Raw genomic sequence first — 26,609 nt, forward strand, 5'->3', positions numbered from 1 at the left:
CAGCCTCACCGCGGCGAGTCCGGTTCGACGAGAGCAAGTCGGACGTCGCGGGCAACCGTCCCGTTCCGACCGAAGGGGAGCATTCGGAAGACAACCCTGCCATGAACGGCCGCGGCATCGATGAAACCGAAGCTGCGCGAGTCGGTCGACGCACCCCAGTTGTCGCCGAGCAGCCAGTAGGCGTCCTCGGGCACGGTCAGCCACTCCTGCTCCACAGCCGCGGCCTCGGCGGACCAGGCAGGGTTGTCGACCACGTAGATCCTGTCCTCGCCCGCCGGCTCGACCAGCACCTGGGCATCGCGGGTCACCGAGACCCGGTCACCGGGCATCCCGATCACCCGCTTGAGGATCTGAGCGCCGTCCCCCGCCACCGAGCTCGGGGCGTCCGCCTCGACGACGTCGAAGCGTTCGATCTCGTCCCGGGTCCAGAACTCGAGCAGCATCCGGTCACCGTCGCGCAGCGTCGGCTCCATGCTCGTGCCGGACACGGTGACAGAGAAGGCGAGCGCCGCGACCACCAGGGTGAGCGCGGCGAATGCCACGACCCCTACGCCGATGCCGCTCGCGACGAGGACCCTCCTCACGGTTCGTCCACGCCGGAGACCCGTCCGGCCACCTCGACGAGCTCGGCTCCGCCGTCGTCGAACCCGCCGAACGAGCCGGTCGGGAGCAACCGCAACCAGGCCTTGCCGGAGACGTCCTCGACCGGAAGGAAGCCGAACGCGCGCGAGTCGGTCGAGCCGCCCCAGTTGTCCCCGAGGACCCACAGCGCGTCCTTCGGGACGGTCACCCAGACCCCGGACGAGGCATTGGCGTCGTACGTACCTCCCTGGTCGCAGCACATGCCGACGTCGGCCCCGACGCGGGTGGGCCAGGCGGGATTGACGACACGGAAGACGTCGCCGGAACCGGCCGGGCTCACATAGACGACCGGCGTCTCGCCGCCGGCGATCGCAACCCGGTCACCAGGCATCCCGATCACCCGCTTGACGACCTGCGCGCCGCCGCCGAAACGCTCGGGGCCCGGCTCGATGCCCTGGACCAGGTCGAAGCGTTCGATGTCGTCGTTGTGCAGCGGGTCGAGCAGGATCCGATCACCGGAGAACAGTGTCGGCTCCATGCTGCGGCCCTTCACCGTGAACGAGCCGAACAGGGCGGCGACGACGACGGTCATCGCGAGCAGGAAGGCGATCAGCGCGACCCAGCCGACGGCCGCACCGGCGAAGCCTCGCTCGTCAGCGACAGGATCATTCAGAGACCGTCCGAACACAACCAGGCTCTCTCTCGGGCAGATCGACGAGAGCGTGGCCAAACCCAAGCAGGAATAGCCACACTTCGTAGACATTTGGGGACAAATTGTCCAGATGTGCTTGACCGTAGCACGTGGCGCCCATCACAGTTTGAATGCCGCCCAGGGTATCCAGCCCTGTGGGCGGCGCACTTTTCTCGGGGTTCATCAGCCCGTGAGGGACGGGCCCAAAGAGGGAGCACACATGAACAAGTTGGGGCATACCAGCCTCGGCCGCTTCGCGGCCGTCACACTGCCGGCGGCGATCGTCTCCGCCGGTATGGGGTACGCGATGCTGTCCGGCATGGTCGGGGCGGTCATCTCCTCCACCGGCGGTTTCAACCTGAGCACCAACCTCACCGCCGACTCGCTGAAGATGCGCACCGGCGCCACTGAGGTCGGCTCAACCGGCAACAACCAAGGCACGATCTACGCTCAGACCCAAGGCTCGGTCGCCAACGGGCTCAACGTCGTGACGCCCCGGGTCGAGGTCCTCCCGGGCCTGAGCCTCAACCTGGGGATCACCTCGAGCGATCCGCAGATCAACCTCGGCAACGTGGCCCTGAACGCCGCGTCGCTCAACACCCCGAGCGGCGCCACGATGGCCAACGTCACCCTCGGCCAGTCGCAGGCCGATGCCGGCTTCGACCCGGCCGGTCCGGGGTATGTGGCGGACGGGTTCGCTCTCCAGGCCGCGCAGACCAGCGGCCGGAGCGGCGAGCAGGTGCTGAACAACCTGTCGGCACAGGCGTACGCGGTCCAGCTCAGCTCGCTGAGCCTCAGCAGCCTGTCGATCAGGCTCAACCCGTAACACCTCCAACCCACCCACCAGCAGCCGTTGGCGGGCGTTCCGGAGCGCCCGCCAACGTCTCATCCCAGCCCCCGCCGGAGAAGCCATGCCTGACAAGACGCCCACCAACACCGGTCCCGACGCGATGCCCGACCCCACCACGAGCCCCTCGGCCACCAGCCCCACGCCGCGCGGCTTCAAGCGCTTCCGACGCACCCGCCCCTTCTGGGGCAGCCTGATCCTGCTGTGGTCCTCGTGGCTGATCGGGTCCTCGACGCTCTCCAAGCAGCTCGACTTCACGATCTTCGCCGCCTTCGGCAACCAGACCCTGCCGCCCGTGCTGATCTCCTTCGCCCTGGGCGCCGCGGCACTGATCGCCATGTTCCTCCCGTCGCAGCGCACGTTCCCAGGGATCGTCTCGGTCGCGCTCGCGATCGCGGCCCTCCCGCTGGCCAACCTCGGCGGCCTGATCATCGGCACCGTCGCCGGTGTCATCGGTGGCGCCCTGATCGTCGCCTGGACGCCCTACACCGAGAAGCAGCTGACCGAGATGGCAGAGAAGGACGCCCGCAAGCGCGCCCGCAAGGACGCCCGGAAGCCGGCCCGGAGCGGAGCGATCGCATGAGCCCCCGTGCCCGCCGCTTCGAGCGCACCGACCCCTGGGGCGAGGAGACCGGGGTGTCCCACGTCTGGGCCCGGTTGACCGGCCGCCTCTACCGAGCTGCGTACGCGGCCATCGATCACGCCGCGGAGCAGTCGGCGCGGATGAAGGCCGACGCCGAGTCCGTATGCCGCGGCAGCCGCAAACGCTCGCTGCCGCTGATGATCGTCGGGAGCGCCGCGCTGGTGGCCATGTTCGGCGCGGTCTCGCAGAGCGCGCTGGCGGTCAACTTCACCACCGGGAACTCGAAGTTCAAGCTCTACTCCAACTACCTCGACGCCGAGCACGCGGCGGGCTATCTCGCCCCGACGAGCCGCCAGGGGTCCACGGACTGCGACGCCGACGTCGCCGACGTACAGGCTCAGTGCGGGGTCACCGAGCTCGGCATCCACCAGGCCAAGCTCGCCGGGCTGTGCGGGATCGCCACCGAGAACATCCCGCTCGTCGGCAACTACTCGCTGATGATCACCGCCGGCGACGACGTCCCGGACAGCTACAGCGGCTCGTCGATCCCGACCGGCACCACCACCGACCCGACCACGGGCAAGCTCACCAACGGGAGCCTGGACAACGCGATCTCGGCGACCAACCTGTACCTCAACTCCGACGCGCTCAGCGGCTACGGGAACAAGATCTCCGGCATGAACCTCGGCCAGTCGGCCGAGACCGTCGGCGACTCGGCCGGTCTCACCTTCGAGGGCAACGCCAACCAGCTGCCCAAGGCAGGTGCCTTCGGTCTCTACGCCCGCCAGCTCAACGTGGCCGGCCTCAACGGAAACAGCTACGGGCTCAACCTCAGGGGCAACATCACCCTGCCGGACCTGAACATCAGGGTCGTCCCGGGCACCAAGACGCAGGCCGACTGCTCATGACCGAGTCCAGCACCAAGACATCGACCGACGTCCTCGGCTTCCTCCCCGGCCCCGAGAACGTACGCCGCAACCGGCTCGGCGCCCTCCTTGCAGCGGGCCGCTCGTGGTTCCGCGCGTGGCGACGTACCCGTCCCTTCTGGGGTGCGTTGTGGCTGATCGTGGCCGGCGCCTGGATCATCTACTGGATGTCGTTCGACATCGGCATCGCCCTGACCGGCGGCTGGTCCTACTCCGCCGGCTACGTCATGGGCGGCGCGCTGATCATGTTCGGCCTGGTCACCTGGCTGGCGCCGCACTACAAGTCGCTCTCGGGGATCGTCGGGTTCCTGATCGCGCTCGGGGCCTTCCCCACCGCCAACCTGGGCGGCTTCGTCCTCGGCTCCGTCCTCGGCATCGTCGGCGGCTCGATGATCTGGTCCTGGGGCGAGAAGAAGTCTCACCCGTCCCGGCGTGACACCTCCGGCGGATGATCGGCCGTGCCTCAGGAACTCAGCGTCGGCAGGCAGCGCCTCGTCGTCATCACCGCCCTCGCGCTCTTCATCATGTCGGCGGCGCTGTGGCCGTCGGCCGAAGACCGGGCCGAGGCGAACAGCCAGAACAACGCCTACCAGCCGTTCCGGTGCGACCAGCCCGGCAGCAGCGACCCGCAGCAGCGCCGGCAGGTCGTGCCCCTCAAGAACGGTGGCGACAACGGCACCTTCCAGAGCCGCCTCTTCGGCACCCGGATGTTCCCCTGCCTGTCGGGGACGCGCTGGCTGCTGACCGCGGGTGAGCCGAACGGCAGCAGCACCACGAACGTGGCCGCCGACGTGCACGGCATCTACACCAACAACAGCGACGGCAACTGCGACAGCAACAAGGGGTTCACCTACTACAACGCCGCCACGGGCAACATGTGCCTGTTCCAGATCGCCTTCAGCGACCTCGTCTTCCGCAGCAACGTCGCCTCCTTCGGTGCCCCGGTGCTCTCCGCGAGGTCGTCGACGGCTCCCGCCCCCACCGCGGCGGTGCCGCACACCCTGCGGATCGCCCCGGACGGCCCGTTCACCGTCGGCGGCCCTGGTGTGAAGACCAACCTGCTCACCACCGGCGACTCCTGGGTCGCAATCCCGTGGCGTACGGTCACCAACCTGGCGGGCATCCTGATCATCGCCGCCGGCCTGACCACGACGACGCAGAAGAACACCATCTGCACCGCCGGCTGGAACGGCGACTCGTGCCGGCTGAAGATCCGCACCCTCGCCGGCGACGGCACCGGTGGCTGGAACGACCTGGTCACCGCGATCCTCAGCGGCCTCGCCGCCGGCGGCGACTACAACATCCTCGCGGCCAACCTGGAGTTCTACTACCTGTTCACCCACGACAACAACGCCTCGAACGACCCCTACGTCTACCCACCGGGCGGCACGACGAACCCGCTCAACTCGATCCAGCTCCCCAACACGACGATCACGGTGACCGCGGAATGAAGACGTACGGCACACGATGGCGCCGCATGGCCGCGATGACGGCGATCGGCGTCGGTCTGCTCGGCGGGATGGTCGCGGCGATGGGATCGTCGGCGTCGGCGGTCTTCAACCCGACACTGACGATCAACAACGGGACCTCGACCTTCTCCTCGACCAACATCCACGCCGCCGACGCGGCGTTCGGCACCTCGGTGGTGCGGACGCAGGCCGCGGCCAGCAGCGGCGGCAGCTGGACGCCCGTGCTGCGGGCCGGCTTCGCGAGCGCGACGATGAACGGCTTCTGTCTCTCGCGGGTCGAGGAGGTCGGGCCGCTCGGCAGCTACACGATCCGGCTCACCGCCGGGGACGACAACCCGTCGACCAACGAGATCAGCGCCCAGTCGGTCGCCTTCGACATCACCCGGCTCCGGGCGGCGTCCGCGCCCGGGGTGAACCTCCAGGGCACCGCCCAGATCGGGCTGGCGACCACCGACCTGACCACCAACCCGGGCACCGCGCCCTACGTCGCGAACCCGATGGGCGTCCCGCAGGAGTTCGAGCCGAACTGGTACCAGTTCAGCGGCAACAGCGGCCACAACAACGGTCAGGGCTTCACCGGCATCGACGCGACCGTCGCCGATCTCAGCGCCGTCTACGGCGACGTCCGGCAGGCCCAGATCGAAGGCGAGGTCACCTTGCCGAACCTGGAGATCGACCTGCTCCCGGGCGACCAGTCCTGCAAGACGGCGGCTCAGTCCGGGTCGTTCCCGAACTGAGGTCGGGCAGGCGCTGAGCGCCGAGACGACCGCGAAATTGGAAGGACCCGGTGGGTCCGTCTCGGGTCGGCTCCACCGGGTCCGCCGCGTGTGCCCCGACCATATGGGGGTTGGTCCGACACTCGCGGCTTACTCATCAGTATGCGGGTTTCGAACCCACATCGGTTTTACCCGAAATCCACAACTCGCCAACAAATCTGTCAAGCGATCAGTAGGAAACGTGCTATCCGCGCTGGCGTCGCCAGACCACGACCGCCTGTCCCGGCGGGTCCTGCCGAACCGCAGGAAGCCTGCTGGTGGGGCTCTTCGGTTCCGGCGCGGCAGCCCGCGCCTGGGCGAGCGCCTCGCGGGTCGCGGCCAGCTCGTGCAGCAGCTCCTCGTTGCGCCGGCGCAGGGCATCGACGTGCTGCTCGAGAGCGAGGATGCGGCGCACGCCCTCGATGCCGATGCCGGCCGCGGTCAGGTCGGCGATCGAGCGCAGCAGCTCGATGTCGTGGAAGGAGTAGCGGCGCCCGCCACCGCCGGTGCGACCGGGGGTGATCAGGCCCAGCCGCTCATAGGTGCGCAGTGTCTGCGGGTGCAGCCCGGTCAGCTCCGCGGCCACGCTGATCACGTAGACCGCGGCGTCCGGAGCCGGGCTGCCGAATCCGTCGTTCATCATGACTCCTCGAGAAGAGACGTACGCAGCGGCTTGTCGGCCATCGCGGCACGGTAGGCCTCGACGGCGGCCTTGGCATCGGCGTCGAGCACGGCCGGGATCTGCACCTCGACGGTCGCGAGCAGGTCGCCCACGGTGCCGTCGGAGCGCTTGAACCCCTTGCCGCGGACCCGGAACGTACGCCCGTTGGGGGTGCCCGCGGGGATCCGGAGCGTCACCGGCGAGCCGGTCAGCGTCGGCAGCTTGGCCTCGGCGCCGAGCGCCAGCTCGTCGAACCCGACCGGTACGTCGACGGTGAGGTTGTCGTCCTTGCGGCCGAAGACGCGGTGGGGCGTGACATGCACGGTGACGTAGAGGTCACCGGCCGGGCCGCCGTTCTCCCCGGCGGCACCCTTGCCCTTGAGCCGGATCCGCTGACGGTCCTTGACGCCGGCCGGGATGCGCGCCTGGATGGTGCGCGCCGAGGTGCCGCGGCCGGAGCCGTGGCAGGTCGGGCAGGCCTCGTCGTAGATCAGCTGGCGGCCACCGCAGCGCGGGCAGGTCTCGTTCATCGAGAACGCACCGCCGACGGAGTTGACCACGTAGCCGGCGCCCTCGCACTCCGGGCAGACCCGCGGCCTGGTGCCCGGCTTGCCGCCGGTGCCGTTGCAGTCGGGACAGGCGGCGTCCGAGGTCAGCCGCAGCGAGATGGTCACGCCGTCGAGCGCATCGGTGAACCCGATCGTGGCGCTCGTCTCGACGTCGGCCCCCTTGATCGGCCGAGCCCTCGGGGCCGTACGCCGCCCACCGAAGCCTCCGCCGGCACCCCCGCCGAAGAGGTCGCCGAACATGTCGCCGAGCCCGCCGCCCTGGGCGCCGCCACCACCGAAGAGGTCGTCGAAGTTGTAGCCGCGGCCACCGCCCGTGCCGCCGAAGCCGCCCGGGAAACCGCCGGTGGCGCCCAGCGTGCGCACCTCGTCGTACTTCTTGCGCTTCTCGGCGTCGCCGACGACGTCGTAGGCCTCGGCGACCTTCTTGAACTTCTCGTGCTTTGCTTCGTCGCCCGGGTTGGAGTCGGGGTGGTTGGCCCGCGCGAGCTTGCGATAGGCCTTCTTGATGTCGTCGCTCGAGGCGTCCTTCTTGACGCCCAGCTCGGCGTAGTAGTCCTTGTTGATCCAGTCCGGCCGGATCCCGTCGTTCTCAGCCACCTAGCCCCTCCTCCCTTCTTCTCGGTGGTCGAGCCTGCCGAGCCCCTCGAGGTCTCGACAGGCTCGACCACCCACTGTTGTCACTCCGGGTCACTCCGGGTCGACGACCAGGACCTGCGCGGCCCTGACCACCCGGTCACCGATCATGTAGCCCGCCTTGGCGACCAGCTTGACCGAGGTCTCCTCGACCTCGGGGTCGGTGCCCATGTGGCTGAGCGCCTCGTGAAGGTTGGGGTCGAAGACGTCGCCCGGCTCACCGAACTTCTTCAGACCCAGGTTGGTCACGATCTTCTCGAGCTGGTCGGCGACGGCCTTGAAGCCGCCCTCGACCTCGCCGTGCTCGCGGGCACGGTCGATGGTGTCGAGCACATCCACGATCGGAGTGAGCACCTTGTAGGTCGCGTTCTGCGAGACCAGCTCGCGGTCACGGTCGACCCGCTTCTTGTAGTTGACGTATTCGGCCTGCAGCCGCTGCAGGTCCGTGGTCAGCTCGGCGACCCGCTTGTCGACCTCGTCGGCGGCATCGCCCATGAAGTCCACCTCGCTGTCGTCCTCGATCACCACGTCTGCCTCGGCCTCGTCCTCGGTCTCGTCGTCGGTCGCCTCGTCGGAGCCATCCTCGTCAGAGCCGTCCTCGGCGGTGTCGTCCGAGTCCGAGGCGTCGCTCTCCGGAGCGTCCACCTCGGAGTCCTCGGTCGACTCCTCGCCGGCCTCTGTCTCAGGGTCGGTCTCGGGCGGGGCCTCGGAGGCCGTCTCCTCGACGACCTCCTCCGCCCCGCCGGGGCGGCGCTTCGTCACTTCTTGTCGCCCTCTTCACCCTCGACGGGCTCGTCGACGATCTCGGCGTCGACGACGTCGTCGTCGGCCTCGCCGGTAGCACCGGTGGCGCCGCCGGCGGCGGACTGCTCGGCCTCGGCCGCGGCGTACATGGCCGCACCCATCTTCTGCGACGACTCACCGAGCTTGGTGATCGCGGTCTGGATGGCGTCCTTGTCAGCCTCGGTGTCCTCGAGGACCTTCTTCAGGGCGTCCAGGTCGGCCTGCACCTCGGTCTTCACGTCGTCCGGGACCTTGTCGCCGGAGTCGGTGATGAACTTCTCGGTGGTGTAGACGAGGCTGTCACCCTGGTTGCGGATCTCGATGGACTCGCGACGCTTGGCGTCCTCCTCGGCGTACTGCTCCGCCTCCTTGACCATGCGGTCGATGTCCTCCTTCGACAGCGCGGAGCCGCCGGAGATGGTCATGGACTGCTCGCGGCCGGAGGCCTGGTCCTTGGCGGAGACGTGCACGATGCCGTTGGCGTCGATGTCGAAGGCGACCTCGATCTTCGGCACGCCGCGCGGCGCCGGCGGGAGACCGGTGAGCTCGAAGTTGCCCAGCGGCTGGTTCTCCGACCACATCGGGCGCTCGCCCTGGGCGACCTTGATCTCGACGCTCGGCTGGTTGTCGTCAGCCGTGGTGAAGATCTCGGAGCGCTTGGTCGGGATGGTGGTGTTGCGCTCGATCAGGGTGGTGAAGACACCGCCCTTGGTCTCGATGCCGAGGCTCAGCGGGGTGACGTCGAGAAGCAGTACGTCCTTGACCTCGCCCTTCAGCACGCCGGCCTGCAGCGCGGCACCGACGGCGACGACCTCGTCGGGGTTGACGCCCTTGTTGGGCTCCTTGCCACCGAGCAGGCTCTTGACCAGGTCGGTCACGGCCGGCATCCGGGTCGAGCCGCCGACCAGGACGACGTGGTCGATGTCCTTGAGGGCGACGCCACCGTCCTTGAGAACCGACTCGAACGGCTTCTTGGTGCGGTCGAGCAGGTCGGCGGTGATCTTCTGGAACTCCGCCCGGGTCAGGGTCTCCTCGAAGTGGAGGGGGCCGGACTCACCGTGGGTGATGTAGGGCAGGTGGATGGAGGTGTTCTGGCTCGAGGAGAGCTCGATCTTCGCCTTCTCGGCGGCCTCCTGGAGGCGCTGCGCGGCGATCTTGTCGGCGGAGAGGTCCACGCCGTTGGCGGCCTTGAACTTGTCGACCATCCACTTGACGATGGCGTTGTCCCAGTCGTCACCACCGAGGTGGTTGTCACCGGAGGTCGCCTTGACCTCGACGACACCCTCACCGATCTCGAGCAGGGACACGTCGAACGTGCCGCCACCGAGGTCGAAGACGAGGATGGTCTGGTCGTCGCCCTTGTCGAGGCCGTAGGCCAGCGCAGCGGCGGTCGGCTCGTTGACGATGCGGGAGACGTTGAGGCCCGCGATCTCACCGGCCTCCTTGGTGGCCTGGCGCTGAGCGTCGGAGAAGTAGGCCGGGACGGTGATGACCGCGTCGGTCACCGTCTCACCGAGGTAGGCCTCGGCGTCGCGCTTGAGCTTCTGCAGGATGAAGGCGCTGATCTGCTGCGGCGTGAAGGTCTTGTCGTCGATCTCGACCTTCCACCCCTCACCCATGTGACGCTTGACCGACCGGATGGTGCGGTCGACGTTGGTCACGGCCTGGCGCTTGGCGACCTCGCCGACCAGCACCTCACCGGACTTGCTGAACGCGACCACGGAAGGCGTCGTACGGGCGCCTTCGGCATTCGCGATGACGGTGGGCTCGCCACCCTCCAGAACCGAGACGACCGAGTTGGTGGTCCCGAGGTCGATACCGACGGCACGTGCCATCTTTGCTACCTCCGCTTGTTGAAGCTGTGTGTTGTGGATCCGGGGAGTCCCGGAAGACTGGTTGGTCTGCCGCCCAGCGGCTGCTGCCGCCGAGTGTTGCAAACAAGTTGAGTCGAATCAACTCAACTTCGTTCACTGTCCACAACGAAGACCCTACGCCCCCTATTCCAGCCCGCCGGAATCAGGCCGAGTCGGCTCGTCATGACGAGCCGACTCGGCGGGGGCTTCGGTCAGAAGGACGGGATCCAGTCGAAGGTGTCGGGGTTCGGGCCGGAGCGGCCGGACTCGCCCTTGTCGAGGGCCGCGAGGGCGGCGACCTGGTCGGCGCTCAGCTCGAAGTCGAAGATCGCCAGGTTCTCCTCGAGCCGCTCGCGGCGTACGGACTTGGGGAAGACGATGTCGCCGCGGTCGATCTGCCAGCGGAGCAGGACCTGGGCGGGCGACTTGCCGTGCGCGGAGGCGATCTCGGCGACGACCGGGTCGGTGAGCTCGCCACCGCCCTGGCCGAGGGGCGACCACGACTCGACCTTCGCGCCGTGGGCGAGGGTGGCCGCGCGGGCGGCCTCGTTGGCGAAGTAGGGGTGGACCTCGATCTGGTTGACCGCCGGGGCGACACCGGTCTCGGCGACGATCTTGTCGAGGTGGTCGGGCTGGAAGTTGGAGACGCCGACGGAGGTGGTCAGGCCCGCGTCGCGGAGGCCGACGAGCGCCGCCCACGTCTTCGCGTACGTCCCGTCGTACTGCGTCGGTAGCGGCCAGTGGATCAGGAACAGGTCGACCCGGTCCAGACCGAGCAGCTCCAGGGACCTCTCGAGCGATGCCTTCGCGTTGGCCGGGTCGTGCTGGGAGTTGTTGAGCTTGGTGGTGACGTAGACGTCCTCGCGGTCGAGTCCGGCGCTCTTCAGCGCGGCGCCGACACCGGCCTCGTTCTGATACATCTGCGCGGTGTCGATGTGGCGGTAGCCGACCTCGAGGGCCTCACTCACCACCTGCTCGGTCTCGTCCTGGGGGACCTGCCAGACGCCGAGACCGAACTGCGGGATCGACGTGCCGTCGTTGAGCTTGATCGTGGGAACCGTCATACCCCCATACAACCAAGGGCCCCAACACCTATTCCATCCTCAGCTTCCATCCTCAGCTTCCATCCTCAGCCGATCGTGACGCTCACCGGGTTGGAGTAGGTGCCGGTGTCGATGTCCTTCATCCGGAACTCGTGCTTGCCCACCCGGCCGGACTGGATCACGGTGGAGAACTGCTCGCCGGTGACCGGTACGTCAGGGATGCCGAAGTCCTCCCAGCCCTGGCCGTCGTTGCGCTCGAGCCGGAGGATCGCCCCTTCGCCGCCGGGGTAGATCCCGCTGAGATCGATCCGCTCCATCGGCTTCGCCGCGACGGTGCCGGCCTGGAGGGTGATCTCCTTCTTCACCGGTCTCGCCGCGACCGTCTTGGACGAAGACGGACTGATGGAGGCGGAGGCCGCCTGCTTCTCCGGAGTGCTCGTGGGCGAGGCGTTGAGCGTGATCGCCGGACCGGTCGCGGTCTTGGTGGGCTTCGGCGGCGGAGCGTAGAGCGAGGCACCCGCGCCGGGGTCGGTGGCCCGGTCGTCGGCGGCTCCCCCGCCACCGAGACCCATGACGTTGACGCCGACGAACATCCCGATCCCGACGATCAGCCCCGCCCCGACGGCGACCGCCACGAGGGCCGTGATCCCGGCCGCGATCGGGTGCTGCTCCGCCTGCTTCACATCTGCTCCTCGACGTCCGGCCACAACTGTCCCTGACCGACGTGTGGTGATGGTGACAATTCAGCCACACGTTCCTATCGAGCACCAGAAGATTCAGCTGATCAGCTGCTGGCGACGCGCGATGGCGGCCGCCTCCGTGCGGCTCCCGGCGCCGAGCTTCCCGAGGATGTTGGAGACGTGCACGGAGACCGTCTTCGTGGAGATGAACAGCTGCTTGCCGATCTCGCCGTTGCTGCGTCCCGCGGCGACCAGCGTGAGGATCTCGCTCTCCCGCGGCGTCAGTGCCGTCGACGTCGCCTGCTGCTGCTTGACCGCCGTCGCGCCGAGCGACCTCAGCTCGTCGAGCAACGGCTGCAGCCCGAGCCGCTTCGCCGTCTCCCTGGCCTTGTCGGCGGTCACCCGCGAGCCGGCGACGTCGCCCGTTGCGCGCTGGATGGCTGCGTACGTCGCCCGGACGGTGGCCAAGCCGGGGACGTCGCCGTAGGCCTCGACCTGCTGCTCGGCACGCGCCCAGGCGGCCAGGAGCGACTCCTGGGGCGGGGCGTCGATGCCGGCCAGCCAGTGCACCCGCAGCGCCTCGGCCTCCAGCCGTGCGGCCCAGGCCCGGCCCTCGGGACCCCACTCTCCGGCCTCGTACTGCGCGACCACCTGCTCGCCGTCGCTGTGCAGCCCGTCGACGGCCTCCACCAACGCGGGCCAGCGCGCCGCCGGCAGCGAGGGCAGCATCTGCGCGATCCCGGAGGCGGCCACGACTGCCAGCCGCACCCGACCGCCGAACCACTCGGTCCAGAACTGGGAGAGGGTCTCGACCGTCTCCGCGTAGACCCTGAGCACTCCCTCGGGGTCGCCGGCACGGGCGAGCGCGGTCATCTCCACGACCGAGCCGTAGAGGGCGACCAGGCCCTCCTGGGTCCAGAACGGTCGCAAGGCGTTGGCCGCGTCACCGACCGATGCCCCCTGCGCCTGCTCCATCATCATCCGGAGCATGTCGAGGAGCGCGACCGGGATCGGCGGCGCGTCCGGCAGATTTCCGCCGGTCAGCGCGAGCGCTTCCCGCCACTCCCCCAGGACCATCTGGATCCGGACGATGTCGGCGCGGGCCCCGGCAACGTAGGGCTGCCACTGCAGCGACTCCCCTCCGGCCTCGTCGATCACCGCCCGGAACCACCTCAACGCCTCCCGGTAGTCCCCGGCCTCGTCGTAGGAGCGACCGAGCGTGTACAGCCCCCGGCTGACCGCGTACGTCGATCCGACCTGCCGTGCCTGGTCGATCGTCTCGCGCAGCACCTGCCGGAAGCCCTCGACCTTGTCGCCGCCAGCGCGGCCGGTGCGGACCTTGAGCATCGACAGGCTGGTGGCCATGTCGGAGGCGAGCTTGGAGAGGCTGTGCCGCTCTGCGATCTCGATGCCCTCCAGCCCGACGGCCTCGGCCTCCTCGCTGCGGCGGTAGGTCACGAGCGTGCGCGTGCGCACGGCCAGGACGGAACACCGCACCTTCGGCTCGGCGTCGGCGGGTAGCGCGACCATCGCGTCATGGGAGTAGGTGAGCGGGTCGCCGTTCTCAATGAGCAGCGCCGCCTCGGCCCTGGTCGCCAGCAGCAGCGCCCGGCCCACCGACGGCCCGGCGGGGATGGCGTCGAGCCGCTCGGCCAGGATCGCGTCGGCGCGCGAGGGCAGGCCGGCGAGGATGAGCGTGTCGGCGGCACGCTCGTAGACCCGGTCCAGGTTGACCGCGGCCGCCTGGGCCACCTTCGGGTCCGCTGCGAGGCCCAGCGCCTTCTCGTAGTGGTGGGCCGCCTCGCCCACACCACTGACGCTGCGCGCCTCCTCGGCCGCGGCGATGCGGGCACGCAGCGCGGTCGAGAGGTCGCCGGCGTGCTTGGCGTGCAGCGCGAGCTCGGCCGCCGCGCCCAGGCCCGGGGTCTCCTTCAGCACCGCGGCGAACCGGGCGTGCAGCCGCACCCGTTCGCCGGGCAACAGGTCGTCATAGACCGCCTCCGCGAGCAGCGCGTGGCGGAACGTGTAGCGCGAGCCGGTCGGCTCGAGCACCTTCTGCTCGACCGCGGTGCGCAGCGCGTCGTCGAGCTCGTCGGTCTTCATCTCGGTCACCGCGGCGAGCAGCTCGTGGGTGACTCTGCGTCCGGCGATCGACGCGGTGCGGACCACGCTCCTGGCCGCCCCGTCGAGGCGGTCCAGTCGCACCAGCAGCAGGTCGGCGAGGTCGACGGGGAGATCCTCGTCGCAACCGGCCTGCACCAGCTCCTCGACGAAGAAGGCGTTGCCCTCGGCGCGGCGTACGACGCGCTCGGCGTCGACCTTGCCTGAGGCCAGCTCGTGGACGAGCAGTCGCACGGAGTCGTCGGTCAGCGGCTCGAGCACCATCCGCTCCACGTCGGGCAGGCGGCCCCACTCGCCCACCTGGCGGCGCAGCGGGTGGCGGCGGTGGATGTCGTCGGCGCGGTAGGAGGCGACCATCGCGACCGGGCCGTCGTAGGGACGGGTGAAGAGGTAGGTCAGCAGGTCGCGGGTGGACTGGTCTGCCCAGTGGGTGTCCTCGACCACGACCAGCAGCGGCGCCTTCTCGGCGGCCGCCTCGAAGAGGGTGTGGACGGCGTCGAAGAGCTGGCCACGGTCGGTGCCGGTCGGAGCGGCCCCCTGGTTGGCGCCCATCACGCGGCGTACGGGCCTCAGCCTGGCCAGCGCCGGATAGTCGGCGGCCACCCGCTCGACGACGTCGGGCAGCTCCGCGACGATCCGGTCGAGGATCTCCGAGAACGGCATGTACGCCACGGCGCTCTCGCCGAAGTCGACGCAGTGTCCCGCGTGCACCTGCCAGCCGTCGGTCACCGCCCGGTCACGCAGAGCCGTGAGCAGGCGCGTCTTGCCGACGCCGGCGTCTCCGGCGAGGAGGACGTGCTGGCGCCGGGCATCGGTGACCGAGTCGGTCGAGGCGACTCCGAGCAGCCCGGTGAGGGTCTGCAACTCGGAGTCGCGACCTACGAAGGACCGAGCACTCTGCGCCATGTCCCCTATCATCGCGCCTCCGGGCCCGGGATTCTCCCGCATTACCGTCGTCCGAGGACTCAGTTGTGTATCGAGTCCATCCGGCGCGGACGGCGGCGCTTGACCTGGCGGGCGAGACGGTCGGCCGCGGTCGCGCGGCGAATGGTCTGCTGGCGGTAGGCCAGCTCGGCGTCGTAGCTGATCTGGTTGGTGTAAGTCATGTATCCAGACTCGGCCCCTGAGGTAGTGCCACGCATGAGGCGCCTGCCTTAGGCGTACGTCAGGGGTGCCTCATTCGGCCGTGATGAGCGTCACTCCACCAGCCCGCGACGTCTCCCGATCGCCGCCGCCTCGGTGCGGCCGGAGGCGCCGAGCTTGGCCAGGATGTTGGAGACGTGGACCGAGACGGTCTTGGTCGAGATGAACAGCTGCTTGCCGATCTCGCCGTTGCTCCGCCCGGCCGCGACCAGGGCGAGGATCTCGCTCTCCCGGGCGGTCAGCTGGCCGGAGGGACCGGCCGTCGACCGCTGCGGCGTGGTGCCGAGGGTGAGCAGGTGGTCGAGAAGCGGTCGAGCACCGAGCCGCTTGGCCGCCTCCCTGGCCTGGTCAGCCAGCTCACGCGCGCCGGCGGTGTCGCCACCTGCGCGGAGGATCTCGGCGAGCCGGAGCCGCGACCAGGCGAGCTCGTGGACGTGCGGGAAGGCCTCGAAAGCGGCCACGGTCTCCCGCCACGCCTCGACGAGGTCGGCCTGCTCGGGCACGGAGATGCCGGCCAGCCAGTGGGCACGGAGTCCCTCGGCCCGCAGCCGCGCCGACCACGCCTGCCCCTCCAGCCCCCAGGGCTGCTCCGTCTCGACGGGCCGGGTGCCCGCCTCCAGGATGCGGTCCACCTGCGCCATCACCTGCGGGCGCGCACCGACGGGGACGGCAGGGATGGCGGAGCCGATCGCCCCGACGGCGATCGCCGAGAGCCGGGCATGGGCGCCGAACCACTCTCCCCAGCCGGTGGTGAGTGCCGTGACGCCGGCGTCGTAGGCCTCGATCGCCGCGTCGATGTCCCCACTCGCCGCGGCCGCCCTGATCTCCACCGGCGCCGACTCGCTGGCGGTCGCGACCTCCTGCTTCCACGAAGGCCGCAGCCGCCGCGCCTCGGCGCCGACGTCGGCGCCGCGGGCCTGCTCGATCATCAGCCGCTTGGACTCCAGCCACGGCCACAGCGCCGGCGGGATGCCGTACGCATCGGTGAGCGCGAGCGCCTCGTCCCATCGCCCGGTGGTGTGGAGATGGTCGAGCCATGCGATCCGGGCGTCGAAGGCGTACGGCGCCCACGGGACGCCCCGATCCACACCGAGCTGGAACGCACTGCGGTAGTTCTCGCCGGCCTCGTCGAGACGGTCGGCGGCGTCGAGGGCGAAGGCGAGCTGGATCCGGGCGCGCAGCTCCGGGTGCAGCGCGCCGACCTTCGCGGCCCTGGCCACGGCCTCGCGCAGCGGCTCGATCCAGGCCTGTGGCGGGCGACCCCACGACCCGGCCAGCGTCGCAGCCACCTCGGCGGCTAGACCGGTCCGACCGAGCTCCTCGGCCAGTGCCAGCGCCTCGCGGCCGGCCCTCTCGGCGTCGTCGTGACGGCGGTAGATCATCAGCGCCCGGGCGTACGCCGCGAGCAGCCGCGCCCGCACCAGCGGCGGGGCGTCCGCGGGCAGCTCGGCCACCGCCGCCTCGGCGAGCGCCCCCACCCGGACGTCGTTGACGTAGGCGAAGCTGGTCTCGATCTCGACCGTCATCAGCTGGGCGCGCCACAGACCCGGGGCGTCGGCGGGCAGCGATTCGCGCTGCTCACGGGCGAGCTTCCCGGCCCGGTCCGCGTGTCCGGCGGCCACCATCGCGTCGCTGGCCTTGACCACCAGGTCGACCAGACGCTGGGTGTCGACGTCGGAGCCGGCTCGCCCGGCGAGCTGGGCGATGGCCTGCTGATAGTGCTGGGAGGCCTCGTCGGGACCACCGGCGGCCGCCGCCTCGTCGCCGGCTGCGATCGCGGCCCTGAGGGCGGTCTCGTGGTCGCCGGCGAGCCGGGCGTGACGCGCGAGGCCGGCCGCGCTGCCAGTGCTGAGGTCGCCGCTCAGCGCCTGGACGTACCGCTGGTGGAGCCGGACCCGCTCGCCCGGCAGCAGGTCGTCGTAGACCGCCTCGCCGAGCAGCGCATGCCGGAAGACGTAGTAGCCGTCCTCGCGCGGGACCAGGATCGCGCGCTCGATCGCCTGCCTCAGGCCGGCGTCGAGGGTGGGACGGTCGAGACCGGCGACGGCCTCGAGGAGCTCGTCGCTGACGTCGCGCCCGGCGGCGCTGGCGGTGTCGACCACCTCGCGCGCGGTCGCGTCGAGCTGCTCCAGCCTGATCAGGAGCAGATCGGCGAGGTCCCAGGGAAGCTCGTCGGCGCCGGCGGCCTGCACCAGCTCCTCGACGAAGAAGGCGTTGCCGTCGGCGCGGCGTACGACGCTCTCGACGTCGATCCCCGCGTCCCGGTCGCCGGCGAGCTCGCCGACCAGGACGCGTACGTCGTCGTCCGAGAGCCGGCCGAGGTGGAACCGCTCGACCGAGGGCAGCCGGGTCCACTCGGCGAGCTGGCGGCGCAGCGGGTGGCGGCGATGGAGGTCGTCGGCACGGTAGGAGGCGACGATCGTGACCGGGCCGTCGAAGGGCCGGGTGAAGAGGAAGGTCAGCAGGTCACGCGTGGACTGGTCGGCCCAGTGGGTGTCCTCGACGACGACCAGCACCGGCGCCTTCTCGGCCGCGTGCTCCAGGAGCGCGTGGATCGCGGCGAAGAGGTTGCCCCGGTCGAGCGCCTCCTGAACGGCGGTGTCAGCCCCGCCGAGCGCACGAGCGACGGGCGCCATCCGCAGGAGCGCCGGATGTACGTCGGCGACCTGGGCGACCACGTCGGGCAGCGCGGTGGTGATGGTGTCGAGGATCTCGGTGAAGGGCAGGTACGCCTCGGCGCTGTCGCCGAAGTCGAGGCAGTGCCCGACGAGCGCCTGCCGGCCGTCGGCCGTGGCCCGCCCACCGAGCTCGCGCAGGATCCGGGTCTTCCCCACGCCGGCGTCGCCGGCGAGGAGCACGTGCCTGCCTCCGCCCGGCGGGGCGATGTGGCCCAGGCCGACCAGCCCGGCCAGGGTCTCCAGGTCGGCATCCCGCCCGACCAGCCTCTCGGCACTCTGCGCCATGGGCGCAATCATCGCGCCATCCGACACCACTGGGTTGTTATTTCCGTGCCCCGGACATGGAACAACGCCGAGCCGGATCTCTCCTGCTCGGCGTTGCTCCCGTTCCGTACCGCCGGTCCGCGCCCGCATCTCAGCGGGTGCGGTTGCGTCGGCTCTGACGGGCCTCGCTGGCCCGCTGGCGCTTCACCAGGTCCTTCTGGATCTGCTGGCGGCGGTACTTGACCTCTGCTTCGTAACCTACGGTGCTGTACATCTCGATCTCCTGCTGGTTTGTCCTGCTGGGTTGTGCTGCTGACATCGAGAAGACTCCTCCGCTGAGGTAGGCACCCGGATCGGTCGCGCGCCTTACTTTCCGACCTCGGCCCGGACCTGAGCGCCTTAGACGGGACACTGGGCCTATGGAGTTCTCCGAGGTCGTACGCCGCCGCAAGATGGTCCGCAGCTATACCAGCGATCCGGTGGACCCTGGGGTGATCGACAAGATCCTGCACAACGCCACCCGGGCGCCGTCGGCGGGCTTCTCCCAGGGCTGGGCGTTCCTCGTGCTCGACACCCCCGAGGACGTACGCCGCTACTGGGAGGCCACCGCCGATGTGGACGACCCCGACACGTGGCTCACCGGGATGATGACGGCCCCGGTGATCGTGATCCCGTGCTCCTCCAAGGCTGCCTACCTCGACCGTTACGCGCAGCCCGACAAGGGCTGGACCGACCGCGACGAGGCCCACTGGCCGATGCCGTTCTGGCACATGGACACCGCCATGGCGACCATGCTGATCCTGCAGACGGTCGTCGACGAGGGCCTCGGCGCGCTCTACTTCGGGATCCCGCCGGAGTCCGACGCCGCGGTCCGCAAGACGTTCGACATCCCCGACACCTTCGATCCCATCGGTGCCGTCACCATCGGCCACCCCGCCTCCGGCGGCGCCAAGGGCTCCCCCACCCGCCGCCGGCGTACGCCTCTCGAGGAGGTCGTCCACCGCGGTCGTTGGTGAGGCTCCTCGGCCGCTGAAGATGCCGAGGCGCCCAGGAAGCTCACAGCGCCTTCACAGGTTGCGGACAGACGGTCGCGCGATCGTTGATCGCCGGCCCGAGCGAGGAGAACTGCCCTGATGGACGCCTTCAAGAAGTCAGCGATCTGGACAGGGGTCGTCCTCACCGCGCTGTGCGGCATCGTGCTGCTCGGCGGTGGCAAGATCGTGTCCGGGACTCTGCTGATCGCGACGACCTTCCTGATGGTTTCGCCGCTCTGGCGACACAAGACTCCTCGTTGGGCTCGCGTTGGGCTGCTCTGTCTGGTGTTCGGCCTGGTGATCTGGAACATCTCGACGACCGACCTGCCGGGCGACTCGGATATGTCCACCGGCATGGTGACAGCTTGCCCGCCACCCGATGTCGACATCTTCGCGAGAACCGGAGTCAGGTTCGTGGACCAAGCAGCGCACATACTGTCCGCCTTCCTGGACCAGGCGCAGCTCTCATAGGCCGGTACGGCCCTGCCCGCGAGCGGCAGCGGAGTCCGGCGTACGCAGGTGGGAGACGGCCATCGCGAGGTCGGCCAGCCGGGGCGCCGTGATGTTGAGGATCTCGAAGACGGAGCCGAACGCGCCGTTCACCGTCACCGGCCGGTCCTCGAGCGCGCGGACGACCCGCTCGGCGCACTCCTCGGGGCTCTCGCCGCGGCCCGCGTACTCAGCGGTCGGGGCGATCATCGGCGTACGCACGATCGCGACGCGCATGTTGGTGCAGGTCACGTTCTCGAAGTAGGCCTCGCGGCTCAGGATCCGCCCGAAGACGTCGAGCGCCGACTTGGCGGCAATGTAGGCGGCGAACTTCGGAGCCTTGATCTGGTTGCCCCAGGTGACGATGTTGACCACATGGCCGAACCGCTGCGCCCGCATCGCCGGCAGCAGGCCCATCGTGAGCCGGACCGCGCCGAAGTAGTTCACGGCCATCATCCGCTCGAAGTCGTGGAAGCGGTCGTGGGTCAGCTCCAGCGACCGCCGGATCGACCGGCCGGCGTTGTTGACCAGGTAGTCGACCGCCCCGTGCTCGACCAGAAGCCGCTCCACGAGCGCGTCGATCGAGTCACCGTCGGCCATGTCGACGAGGTACGTCGACGCCTGCCCGCCGCTCTGCTCGATGGTCTTCCGCACCCGCTCGAGCTCCTCGGCCCGGCGCGCGGCGAGGAGCACGTGCGCGCCCCGTCGGGCCGCGGCGTACGCCGTCGCCTCACCGATCCCCGAGCTGGCGCCGGTGACCAGCGCGGTCCGCCCGGCCAGCGGGCTCGGACCGCCCGTCACCGCCCTGAGCGTGCGCGCCACCCGGGCGCGGGGTGTCTGCAGGAGCGGGAGCGAGAACAGGCTGACCACGCCTGAACCCTAGTTGCGTCGGCTCTGCTGTTCCTCCATCAAGGAACACCCTCACCTCTCCTTGGCGTGAAGCTTCAGCCTGGAGATCTGGTTCTTCAGCTCATCGAGGAAGAGCGACCGGATGCTCTCGGTGTCCAGCGCTCCGTTGACGCCACGCAGCTTGCCCTCGCCGAGCTTGACGCAGACGGCCGACCAGGCGGCGCCGATGGCGCCGGTGAAGCCCGCGGCGACGGTGGCGTTGATCGCACCACCGCCGACGGTGCCGAAGCCAGGGATCAGCTTGAGCAGGTTGCCGGCCACGGTGCGCCCGGCCTGGGTGGCGGCGGCAGTGGCCGCGATGGAGGCCATCGCCGCCTTGTCGACCTCGATGCCGTAGATCGCCGAGATCCGGGCCATCATCCCGAGCTGGATCGGCACCAGGACGACCGCGTCGGAGAACGGGATCGGGGTGGCTCCGGCCGCACCGGCCGCGGTCGCGGCGCCCGCGATCACGGTGTTCGCCTGCTCCTGCTTCCGCTTGAGATCCACCCTCTGCGCCGCAGTGAGGGCCTCCTCGACGCCTGCAGGCGCGCATCGAAAGGTGGCATCAACGAGTTCCTGCAGGCCGTGGACCTGCTGGCCCGAGAAGTCGTCGGCCTTGGCGTTGGTCAGGTAGACCCGGGCGCCGTGGACGGGCAGCCCGCGCGCGTCGATCTGCTGGGCGAACTCGACCGCGTCCGGGTGGTAGGCGCCGGTCGGCGACGTCGGCACCTGGGTCATCACCAGCACGACCGGCAGGCCCAGGTCGGCCAGCTTCTGGATGAACGCGGCCTCGGTGTCCTCGAAACGGCGGTCGGCGAAACGTACGGCGTACCAGGCCACATGGATCTGCTCGGACTGCGGCTTGCGCCGCCGCTCCTGGATGACCTTCGCCAGATCACGGATCACCCGGTCGCCCTCGATCCCGATCTCGAGACCCTGGGTGTCGAGCAGCCCGAAGAAGCCGCTGGTGTGCAGGTAGAGCGTCGACTCCTTCGTCACCGGCTCACCGATGCCGGTCCTGGCCACCTCCGCCCCGAAGACGGCGTTGACCAGCGTCGACTTGCCGACCCCCGTCTTCCCGAAGACGGCGAGGTTGAACCGGCCGATCTCCTTGGCCGACTCGGCGTACCTCTTGTGGAACTCGTCCCTGAACCAGCCGTCGGATGCGAAGTTGTTCACGTCGACCAAGGATGCCAGCCGGCACCGACGAATTGTCGTGGCCGCGCGCTCCGCGGAGGAATAGCGTTCCGACATGAGATCTCGGTCCCGCCTCGCGTACGTTGCCGCCCTCGTCGCCGCAACCGTCCTGGTCGCGCCCACGACTCCGGTCCACGCGGCCGAGCCTGAGACCCAGCCCACCGGCATCACCCTGACCCGGTGGAACAGCCTCGAGGACTTCGCGCAGGGCCGGTCGAGCAACCTGCACCCGGACCGGCACGGCACCCTCCGCATCGGCCACGGCAGCGAGACGAGGACCTACACCGACCCGTTCGGGGACGGCTCGGCGAAGACGTATGAGCTCGGCACCTGGACCTCGCCCGTGGTCAGGACCGGGTACGCGATCGACGAGTCGGTCACCTCGTGGGACGTCGACACCCCGACCGGCACCTGGGCCGAGATCCGGTTCCGCGGCCGGAAGGCGGACGGCACCTGGACGAAGTGGTTCGTGATGGGTCGTTGGACGGCCGGCGACGACTTCGCGGCCGGTGACATCCACCGCACCTCCGTCGAGGGACAGAGCGACACCGACGCGGGGCTCTACACCGACACGTACGTCGCCCGGACCGGCAAGGAGCCCGAGGCGTTCCAGACCAGGGTCACCCTGCTGCGCCCCGAGGGCGCGACCGTCTCCCCCAGCCTGCGAACGGTCTCGACGCTGACCAACGAGTACCTGCCCGACTCCGCCTACCCCGGCACGAGCACGCCGACCCTCGACAGCGAGGTCGACCTCAGGGTGCCGCCGTTCAGCCAGAACATCCACCGCGGCGAGTACCCGGAGTTCGGTGGCGGCGGTCAGGTCTGGTGCTCACCGACCTCGACGACGATGGTGCAGTACCACTGGGGTCACGAGGTCCCGGCGAGCGAGCTGGCGGACATCGAGGCGCCGAACGGCGACCCGCAGGTCGCCTATGCCGCGATCAACACCTGGGACTACGCCTACGAGGGTGCCGGCAACTGGCCGTTCAACACCGCCTACGCCGGCCGCTGGGGTCTGGACGGGGTCGTGACCCGGCTGCGTTCGCTGGCCGAGGCCGAGACCCTGGTGGCGGCCGGGTTCCCGCTGGTCGTCTCGGCCAACTGGGAGCTCGACGAGATGCCCGAGGCCGGCTACGGCACCGACGGACACCTGCTCGTCATCGGCGGCTTCACCGCCGAGGGCGACCCGATCCTCTACGACCCCAACTACCCCTCCGACGACGAGGTCCGCAACGTCTATACCCGCGAGAACTTCGAGCGGGTCTGGCAGACCTCGACCGACGGGATCGCCTACGTCATCCACCCGCGCGACGTGAGGCTGCCCGGGAACGCCACAAACTGGTGACGGAGTCGCCATCAGGGTCATCCGCACCGCCAGGGAGCGACTAGGTTTCGGCCATGACACTCGATGCCGTTGCCGCACTTCAGGCCGCACTTCGAGCCCCGACCGTCAACGACGGCTCCGGTGCGGAGGCGAAGGCGTTCGCACAGCTCCACGAGGCGCTGCGCGAGCACTTCCCGCGGCTGCATTCGACCCTCGACCTCACCCCGGTCGGCGAGCACGGGCTCCTCTTCCGCTGGCCCGGCGCCTCGGCCGAGAAGCCGGTCGTGCTGATGGCCCACCAGGACGTCGTCCCGATCGCAGGCGTCTGGACCCACGACCCGTTCGGCGGCGAGATCGTCGACGGGGTGATCCACGGGCGCGGCACGCTCGACGACAAGGGCCAGCTGGTGGCGATCTGCGCCGCGGTCGAGGGACTCCTCGCGGACGGGTTCGAGCCGGCGTACGACGTCTGGTTGTCGTTCGGCTCCGACGAGGAGACGACCGGCGCGGCCGCGCGGGCGGCGGTCCAGGAGCTTCGCGACCAGGGGGTCGAGCCGTGGTTCGTGCTCGACGAGGGCGGCGCGGTCGCCTTCGACGCCTTCCCGGGCGTCGCCGCGCCGATCGGGGTCGTCGGCGTCGCCGAGAAGGGCACCACCGACGTACGCCTCACGGTGACCGGCGACGGCGGCCACTCCTCCACCCCACGCCAGAACGGCCCGACCGCGCGGTTGGCACGCGCGATCACCCGGCTCGACCGCATGTCGATGCCGGTCCGGCTGCCGGTGCCGACGGTCGAGATGTTCGAGCAGATCGCCCCGTACGCCGCCAAGCCCCTGCGCCCGGTGCTGGCCAACGCCGGGCGGCTGGCGCCGGCGCTGGCGCGGCTGCTGACCCGGCTCGGGCCCGAGCCGGCCGCGCTGACCCGCACCACGGTCGCGATCACGACGCTCGAGGGCAGCCCCGCTGCCAACGTCATCGCGTCGGCCGCCTCGGCGGGGGTCAACCTGCGGATCATGATCGGCGAGACGGTCGCCGAGGTCGTCGAGCGGCTGCGGGCCGCGATCAACGACAAGCAGGTCGAGATCGAGGTCGTCCGTGCCGGGGAGCCGTCACCGGTCTCCCCTCGCGACGAGGCGTTCTCGCTGGTCACCGACACCATCGCGGAGGTCTTCCCGGAGGCCGTGCCGGCTCCCTACACGGTCATGGCCGCGACCGACTCCCGCTTCTTCTACGAGATCAGCGACCGGGTCTACCGGTTCGCGCCGTTCCGGATGACCGCCGCCCAGCGGGCCACCATCCACGCCGCCGACGAGAACATCAGGGTCGATGACTACCTCGACGGGATCCGCTTCTACCGAAGGTTGATCGAGTCGCTGTGACCACCGAACGCCAGAGCAGCACCGGCCTACGGACGGCCGCCCGCGGGATCTGGGTGATCGTCGGCTTCCTGGTGGCAGTCGAGTTCGCCAGCGGCATCCTGCAGGGCTACTACACGCCGATCTTCGCCGACCTCGCCGACCACCTCGGCGTCTCCGACGCCGACCTCAACTGGCTCGAGGCCGGGCAGCTGATCGTCTCCGCGCTGTGCGTACCGCCGCTCGCCCGGCTCGGCGACCTGATCGGCCACAAGAAGGTGCTGCTGCTGGCGACCGGGATCACCGCGCTCGCCACCTGGTGGACGGTGGTCGCTCCCGACTTCGGCTCGTTCCTGGTCGCCTGGTCGATCCAGGGTGCCTACGTCATCTGGCTGCCGCTGGAGGTCGCCATCGTCCACAAGCGCACCGGGGGCGACACCGCCCTGACCCGGCGGGCCGCCGGCGTACTCGTCGGCGCCCTGCAGCTCTCGGTGATCATCGGCGCGATCGCCGCCGGTGCCCTGGTCGGCGTGCTCCCGATGACCGCGATCCTGGCCTTCCCCGCCGTGGCGGTGACCGCGGTCTTCGTCGTCATCGCGGTCGGCATCGAGCGTGACTCCGGCACCAGCGGCGGCGCCTTCGACTGGCTCGGGCTGGCGGTGCTGACCCTCGTGCTCGGCCTGGTCATGGCCGGCCTGGTCGGCGTACGCGTCCTCGGGGCCGGGTCCCTGCTCGCCTGGGCACTCGTGGTCCTGGGGCTGCTCACGCTGATCCCGTTCTGGCGCATCGAGACGGCGCTCGACGATGCCGGCCGGAGCGAGCCGCTGATCGACGTACGTCTGCTGGTCTCGCGCCACCAGTGGCCGATCCAGCTGACCGCGTTCCTGTTCGGGATGTCGGTACTGGGGGCGCAGATCCCGTTGTCGACCTTCGCGCGCACCTCACCTGACGAGGCCGGATTCGGGCTGGGCGCCGACGCGTCGTTCGTGTCGCTGCTGATCGCCGAGTACGTCATCGCGATGGCCGTCTCCGCCTTCACGCTGCCGCTGTGGGCTCGGTTCCTCGGCCCGGTACGAGCCCAGGCGGTCGCCTGCTTCCTGGTGGCCGCGGGCTACCTGATGTGGCTGCCGTTCCACGGCTCCACCGGACAGGGGCTTCTCAACATGGCGGTCGTCGGGCTCGGCTCGGGCGCGCTGGTGGCGTCGCTGCCGGCGGCCGCCGCCGCGGCCGCACCGTCCTCGCGCACCGCCTTCGCCACCGGCATGACCAACGCCACCAAGACCGTCGGCGGTGCCATCGCCTCGGCGGTCTTCGCGATCGCGCTCGCCGCGGACGGGTCGATCTCCGGCGAGGCCCACGCGCCGCTCTCGGGCTACCTGACCGTCTGGGCGGTGTGCGGCGTCACGGCCCTCGTCGCCGGGCTGCTGCTCCTTCTCCCGCGCGGGGCAACCGCCGCTCGGTAAACTCTCCTCCTCCGGAGGTGATCACATGCCCGATAGCGAGGACCGGCCGCAGCTCGACGACAACGCGAGCAAGGCGGCCGCTGCTGCCCGGATGCAGGACCAGACCAAGTGGGTCGATCTCCAGGTGCAGCAGTCGATACAGCGTGGCGAGTTCGACAACCTGCCGGGCGCCGGCAAGCCGATCAAGAACCTCGACCGCGACCACGACCCCGACTGGTGGGTCAAGCAGCTCGTCGAGCGCGAGCAGATCGTCGTGCTCCCCCGGTCGGTCCAGCTCCGCAAGGACGACGCCGAGCTCGACGCGCTCCTCGACACCCAGACCACCGAGGACGGCGCCCGCACGATCGTCGAGGAGTTCAACGAGCGCGTCATCGCGGCCCGCTACGGCGCCCCCGAGGGACCGCCGCTGATCACCATGCCCCGGGACGTCGAGGCCACGCTGGCCGCCTGGCGCGAGCGTCGTGCTGTTCGGGTCGCTGCCGCCAGGGACGTACGCCGCGAGCAGGCACCCCGGAAACGACGCTGGTGGCAGCGCTGAGCGGTCGCCGGGCCGGTGAAAGACTGCGGTCAGCGAC

26 protein-coding genes are annotated in these 26,609 nt (G+C 70.0%); 12 read left to right on the forward strand and 14 right to left on the reverse strand.

The window, feature by feature from the left end:
• Positions 1–5: 5 nt before the first annotated feature.
• Positions 6–584, reverse strand: coding sequence for a signal peptidase I (gene lepB / locus ACIA03_RS02625; protein WP_396978954.1), 579 nt, complete (start codon positions 582–584; stop codon positions 6–8).
• On the reverse strand, positions 581–1,270 hold the full coding sequence (gene lepB / locus ACIA03_RS02630) for a signal peptidase I (protein ID WP_396978956.1): 690 nt from the start codon (positions 1,268–1,270) through the stop codon (positions 581–583). The genes lepB (ACIA03_RS02625) and lepB (ACIA03_RS02630) overlap by 4 nt, the downstream gene beginning before the upstream one ends.
• A gap of 223 nt (positions 1,271–1,493) precedes the next feature.
• On the opposite strand from lepB (ACIA03_RS02630), the gene ACIA03_RS02635 reads away from it, so the two are divergent.
• The 6 genes from ACIA03_RS02635 to ACIA03_RS02660 all read left to right on the forward strand — a co-directional run bounded on the left by ACIA03_RS02635 (position 1,494) and on the right by ACIA03_RS02660 (position 5,835).
• Positions 1,494–2,099 carry a DUF6230 family protein gene (locus ACIA03_RS02635; protein ID WP_396978958.1) on the forward strand — a complete coding sequence of 202 codons (606 nt, stop codon included), beginning with the start codon at positions 1,494–1,496 and terminating at the stop codon, positions 2,097–2,099.
• A gap of 85 nt (positions 2,100–2,184) precedes the next feature.
• On the forward strand, positions 2,185–2,703 hold the full coding sequence (locus tag ACIA03_RS02640) for a DUF6114 domain-containing protein (protein ID WP_396978960.1): 519 nt from the start codon (positions 2,185–2,187) through the stop codon (positions 2,701–2,703).
• On the forward strand, positions 2,700–3,611 hold the full coding sequence (locus tag ACIA03_RS02645; RefSeq protein WP_396978962.1) for a DUF6230 family protein: 912 nt from the start codon (positions 2,700–2,702) through the stop codon (positions 3,609–3,611). The genes ACIA03_RS02640 and ACIA03_RS02645 overlap by 4 nt, the downstream gene beginning before the upstream one ends.
• Positions 3,608–4,081 carry a DUF6114 domain-containing protein gene (locus tag ACIA03_RS02650; RefSeq protein ID WP_396978964.1) on the forward strand — a complete coding sequence of 158 codons (474 nt, stop codon included), beginning with the start codon at positions 3,608–3,610 and terminating at the stop codon, positions 4,079–4,081. The genes ACIA03_RS02645 and ACIA03_RS02650 overlap by 4 nt, the downstream gene beginning before the upstream one ends.
• 6 nt (positions 4,082–4,087) lie before the next feature.
• On the forward strand, positions 4,088–5,080 hold the full coding sequence (locus tag ACIA03_RS02655) for a hypothetical protein (protein ID WP_396978966.1): 993 nt from the start codon (positions 4,088–4,090) through the stop codon (positions 5,078–5,080).
• 26 nt (positions 5,081–5,106) lie between these two features.
• A complete protein-coding gene (locus ACIA03_RS02660; RefSeq protein WP_396978968.1) occupies positions 5,107–5,835 on the forward strand; it encodes a DUF6230 family protein in 729 nt (242 codons plus the stop codon).
• A gap of 223 nt (positions 5,836–6,058) precedes the next feature.
• On the opposite strand, the gene ACIA03_RS02665 is transcribed toward ACIA03_RS02660, so the two are convergent.
• From ACIA03_RS02665 to ACIA03_RS02710, 10 genes are all read right to left on the reverse strand, one after another.
• Positions 6,059–6,493, reverse strand: a complete 435-nt coding sequence (locus ACIA03_RS02665) for a heat shock protein transcriptional repressor HspR (protein WP_396978970.1) — start codon at positions 6,491–6,493, stop codon at positions 6,059–6,061.
• Positions 6,493–7,680: a DnaJ C-terminal domain-containing protein gene (locus tag ACIA03_RS02670; RefSeq protein WP_396978972.1), complete on the reverse strand. Its 1,188-nt coding sequence runs from the start codon at positions 7,678–7,680 to the stop codon at positions 6,493–6,495. The genes ACIA03_RS02665 and ACIA03_RS02670 overlap by 1 nt, the downstream gene beginning before the upstream one ends.
• 90 nt (positions 7,681–7,770) lie before the next feature.
• On the reverse strand, positions 7,771–8,478 hold the full coding sequence (grpE, locus tag ACIA03_RS02675; RefSeq protein WP_396978974.1) for a nucleotide exchange factor GrpE: 708 nt from the start codon (positions 8,476–8,478) through the stop codon (positions 7,771–7,773).
• Positions 8,475–10,334 (reverse strand): molecular chaperone DnaK, encoded by a 1,860-nt coding sequence (gene dnaK / locus ACIA03_RS02680; RefSeq protein ID WP_396978976.1) that lies wholly within the window; start codon positions 10,332–10,334, stop codon positions 8,475–8,477. Before dnaK ends, grpE begins: the two co-directional genes overlap by 4 nt.
• Before the next feature lie 230 nt (positions 10,335–10,564).
• The gene (locus ACIA03_RS02685; RefSeq protein WP_396978978.1) at positions 10,565–11,416 is read right to left on the reverse strand and encodes an aldo/keto reductase; all 852 of its coding nucleotides are present in this window, start codon (positions 11,414–11,416) and stop codon (positions 10,565–10,567) included.
• A 65-nt stretch (positions 11,417–11,481) separates the two neighbouring features.
• A complete protein-coding gene (locus ACIA03_RS02690) occupies positions 11,482–12,078 on the reverse strand; it encodes a hypothetical protein (RefSeq protein ID WP_396978980.1) in 597 nt (198 codons plus the stop codon).
• A gap of 93 nt (positions 12,079–12,171) precedes the next feature.
• Positions 12,172–15,102, reverse strand: a complete 2,931-nt coding sequence (locus tag ACIA03_RS02695; protein ID WP_396978982.1) for a helix-turn-helix transcriptional regulator — start codon at positions 15,100–15,102, stop codon at positions 12,172–12,174.
• 59 nt (positions 15,103–15,161) lie between these two features.
• Positions 15,162–15,302, reverse strand: a complete 141-nt coding sequence (locus tag ACIA03_RS02700) for a hypothetical protein (protein WP_160026607.1) — start codon at positions 15,300–15,302, stop codon at positions 15,162–15,164.
• A 90-nt stretch (positions 15,303–15,392) separates the two neighbouring features.
• The gene (locus ACIA03_RS02705) at positions 15,393–18,302 is read right to left on the reverse strand and encodes an AAA family ATPase (protein WP_396978985.1); all 2,910 of its coding nucleotides are present in this window, start codon (positions 18,300–18,302) and stop codon (positions 15,393–15,395) included.
• A 130-nt stretch (positions 18,303–18,432) separates the two neighbouring features.
• Positions 18,433–18,555, reverse strand: a complete 123-nt coding sequence (locus ACIA03_RS02710) for a hypothetical protein (protein WP_396978987.1) — start codon at positions 18,553–18,555, stop codon at positions 18,433–18,435.
• Positions 18,556–18,700: 145 nt separating this feature from the next.
• Here ACIA03_RS02710 and ACIA03_RS02715 point away from each other — a divergent pair, with 145 nt between their 5' ends.
• The gene (locus tag ACIA03_RS02715; protein ID WP_396978989.1) at positions 18,701–19,297 is read left to right on the forward strand and encodes a nitroreductase family protein; all 597 of its coding nucleotides are present in this window, start codon (positions 18,701–18,703) and stop codon (positions 19,295–19,297) included.
• Between the two features lie 117 nt (positions 19,298–19,414).
• Entirely contained in the window at positions 19,415–19,786 is a 372-nt protein-coding gene (locus ACIA03_RS02720; RefSeq protein WP_396978990.1) for a hypothetical protein, read from the forward strand.
• Here the strand turns inward: ACIA03_RS02720 and ACIA03_RS02725 are convergent.
• Positions 19,781–20,674: an SDR family NAD(P)-dependent oxidoreductase gene (locus ACIA03_RS02725; RefSeq protein WP_396978992.1), complete on the reverse strand. Its 894-nt coding sequence runs from the start codon at positions 20,672–20,674 to the stop codon at positions 19,781–19,783. The genes ACIA03_RS02720 and ACIA03_RS02725 overlap by 6 nt on opposite strands.
• 51 nt (positions 20,675–20,725) lie before the next feature.
• Positions 20,726–21,874 carry a GTPase family protein gene (locus tag ACIA03_RS02730; protein WP_396978994.1) on the reverse strand — a complete coding sequence of 383 codons (1,149 nt, stop codon included), beginning with the start codon at positions 21,872–21,874 and terminating at the stop codon, positions 20,726–20,728.
• 73 nt (positions 21,875–21,947) lie between these two features.
• Here ACIA03_RS02730 and ACIA03_RS02735 point away from each other — a divergent pair, with 73 nt between their 5' ends.
• The 4 genes from ACIA03_RS02735 to ACIA03_RS02750 are packed head-to-tail and all read left to right on the forward strand — an operon-like array spanning position 21,948 to position 26,572.
• Complete coding sequence (locus tag ACIA03_RS02735) at positions 21,948–23,237, forward strand: C39 family peptidase (RefSeq protein WP_396978996.1); 1,290 nt, start codon at positions 21,948–21,950, stop codon at positions 23,235–23,237.
• A gap of 53 nt (positions 23,238–23,290) precedes the next feature.
• Positions 23,291–24,595, forward strand: a complete 1,305-nt coding sequence (locus ACIA03_RS02740) for a M20/M25/M40 family metallo-hydrolase (RefSeq protein ID WP_396978998.1) — start codon at positions 23,291–23,293, stop codon at positions 24,593–24,595.
• The gene (locus tag ACIA03_RS02745; protein WP_396979000.1) at positions 24,592–26,034 is read left to right on the forward strand and encodes an MFS transporter; all 1,443 of its coding nucleotides are present in this window, start codon (positions 24,592–24,594) and stop codon (positions 26,032–26,034) included. Before ACIA03_RS02740 ends, ACIA03_RS02745 begins: the two co-directional genes overlap by 4 nt.
• 25 nt (positions 26,035–26,059) lie before the next feature.
• Positions 26,060–26,572, forward strand: a complete 513-nt coding sequence (locus ACIA03_RS02750; protein ID WP_396979002.1) for a DUF1992 domain-containing protein — start codon at positions 26,060–26,062, stop codon at positions 26,570–26,572.
• Positions 26,573–26,609 lie beyond the last annotated feature (37 nt).

The organism is Nocardioides sp. NPDC051685, assembly GCF_044453405.1.
Lineage (GTDB): Bacteria > Actinomycetota > Actinomycetes > Propionibacteriales > Nocardioidaceae > Nocardioides.

Bases quoted from the DNA above. Each gene is read 5' to 3' on its own strand.
- ACIA03_RS02635 (WP_396978958.1), top strand. From the start codon at position 1,494: ATGAACAAGTTGGGGCATACCAGCCTCGGCCGCTTCGCGGCCGTCACA.
- ACIA03_RS02640 (WP_396978960.1), top strand. From the start codon at position 2,185: ATGCCTGACAAGACGCCCACCAACACCGGTCCCGACGCGATGCCCGAC.
- ACIA03_RS02645 (WP_396978962.1), top strand. From the start codon at position 2,700: ATGAGCCCCCGTGCCCGCCGCTTCGAGCGCACCGACCCCTGGGGCGAG.
- ACIA03_RS02650 (WP_396978964.1), top strand. From the start codon at position 3,608: ATGACCGAGTCCAGCACCAAGACATCGACCGACGTCCTCGGCTTCCTC.
- ACIA03_RS02660 (WP_396978968.1), top strand. From the start codon at position 5,107: ATGGCCGCGATGACGGCGATCGGCGTCGGTCTGCTCGGCGGGATGGTC.
- ACIA03_RS02665 (WP_396978970.1), bottom strand. From the start codon at position 6,493: ATGAACGACGGATTCGGCAGCCCGGCTCCGGACGCCGCGGTCTACGTG.
- dnaK (WP_396978976.1), bottom strand. From the start codon at position 10,334: ATGGCACGTGCCGTCGGTATCGACCTCGGGACCACCAACTCGGTCGTC.
- ACIA03_RS02685 (WP_396978978.1), bottom strand. From the start codon at position 11,416: ATGACGGTTCCCACGATCAAGCTCAACGACGGCACGTCGATCCCGCAG.
- ACIA03_RS02695 (WP_396978982.1), bottom strand. From the start codon at position 15,102: ATGGCGCAGAGTGCTCGGTCCTTCGTAGGTCGCGACTCCGAGTTGCAG.
- ACIA03_RS02700 (WP_160026607.1), bottom strand. From the start codon at position 15,302: ATGACTTACACCAACCAGATCAGCTACGACGCCGAGCTGGCCTACCGC.
- ACIA03_RS02705 (WP_396978985.1), bottom strand. From the start codon at position 18,302: ATGGCGCAGAGTGCCGAGAGGCTGGTCGGGCGGGATGCCGACCTGGAG.
- ACIA03_RS02710 (WP_396978987.1), bottom strand. From the start codon at position 18,555: ATGTACAGCACCGTAGGTTACGAAGCAGAGGTCAAGTACCGCCGCCAG.
- ACIA03_RS02715 (WP_396978989.1), top strand. From the start codon at position 18,701: ATGGAGTTCTCCGAGGTCGTACGCCGCCGCAAGATGGTCCGCAGCTAT.
- ACIA03_RS02720 (WP_396978990.1), top strand. From the start codon at position 19,415: ATGGACGCCTTCAAGAAGTCAGCGATCTGGACAGGGGTCGTCCTCACC.
- ACIA03_RS02735 (WP_396978996.1), top strand. From the start codon at position 21,948: ATGAGATCTCGGTCCCGCCTCGCGTACGTTGCCGCCCTCGTCGCCGCA.
- ACIA03_RS02740 (WP_396978998.1), top strand. From the start codon at position 23,291: ATGACACTCGATGCCGTTGCCGCACTTCAGGCCGCACTTCGAGCCCCG.
- ACIA03_RS02750 (WP_396979002.1), top strand. From the start codon at position 26,060: ATGCCCGATAGCGAGGACCGGCCGCAGCTCGACGACAACGCGAGCAAG.